The organism is Nonomuraea composti, from assembly GCF_012034275.1.
Taxonomy (GTDB): Bacteria; Actinomycetota; Actinomycetes; order Streptosporangiales; family Streptosporangiaceae; genus Nonomuraea; species Nonomuraea composti.
Genome location: NZ_JAATEP010000146.1, coordinates 1 through 1,192, shown reverse-complemented (window position 1 = coordinate 1,192; position 1,192 = coordinate 1). Strand labels below are relative to the sequence as shown.

The following is a 1,192-nucleotide window of genomic DNA, read 5'->3' as shown; positions in this document are numbered from 1 at the left end:
CGGCCTCGACGTCGACATCAACGTCACCGTCCTGACCGAGGACGACATCGTCGCGATGATCGAGTACCTGGTGCGGCTGCACGCCGGCGACGAGCCCACGGGCCTGCCGCTGGAGGTCGACGACATCGACCACTTCGGCAACCGGCGGGTGCGCAGCGTCGGCGAGCTCATCCAGAACCAGGTCCGCCTGGGCCTGTCCCGCATGGAGCGCGTCGTGCGCGAGCGCATGACCACCCAGGACGTCGAGGCGATCACGCCACAGACCCTGATCAACATCCGCCCGGTCGTGGCGTCGATCAAGGAGTTCTACGGCACCTCGCAGCTCTCGCAGTTCATGGACCAGACCAACCCGCTGGCCGGCCTGACCAACAAGCGGCGGCTCAACGCCCTCGGCCCCGGCGGCCTGTCCCGCGAGCGGGCCGGCATGGAGGTGCGTGACGTGCACCCGTCCCACTACGGACGGATGTGCCCGATCGAGACCCCCGAAGGCCCGAACATCGGCCTCATCGGCTACCTCGCGTGTTACGGCCGTCTCAACGCCTTCGGCTTCATCGAGACCCCCTACCGCAAGGTCGTCGACGGCAGGGTGACCGAGCAGATCGACTACCTCACGGCCGACGAGGAGGACCAGTTCGTCATCGCGCAGGCGAACTCGCCGCTGACACCCGACGGCGTGTTCGCCGACCAGCGCGTGCTGGTCCGCACCAAGGGCGGCGAGTTCGAGTACGTCCGCTCGGCCGAGGTCGACTACATCGACGTGTCGCCGCGCCAGATGGTGTCGGTGGCCACCGCGATGATCCCCTTCCTCGAGCACGACGACGCCAACCGGGCACTGATGGGCGCGAACATGCAGCGCCAGTCGGTGCCGCTGCTCAAGAGCGAGGCGCCGCTGGTCGGCACCGGCATGGAGTACCGTGCCGCGACCGACACGGGTGACGTCATCAGCGCGGAGAAGGCCGGTGTGGTGGAGGAGGTCTCCGCCGACTACATCACGGTCATGAACGACGACGGCACCCGCACCACCTACCGGGTCGCCAAGTTCAAGCGCTCCAACCAGGGCACCAGCTTCAACCAGAAGCCGATCGTGGCCGAGGGCGACCGGGTGGAGGTCAACCAGGTCATCGCCGACGGCCCCTGCACCGACAACGGTGAGATGGCGCTGGGCAAGAACCTGCTGGTGGCGTTCATGCCG

General features: G+C 67.8%; 1 pseudogene. It reads left to right on the top strand.

The window, feature by feature from the left end:
* Positions 1–1,192: pseudogene (locus HCN51_RS57710) on the top strand (DNA-directed RNA polymerase subunit beta); the annotation flags it as partial.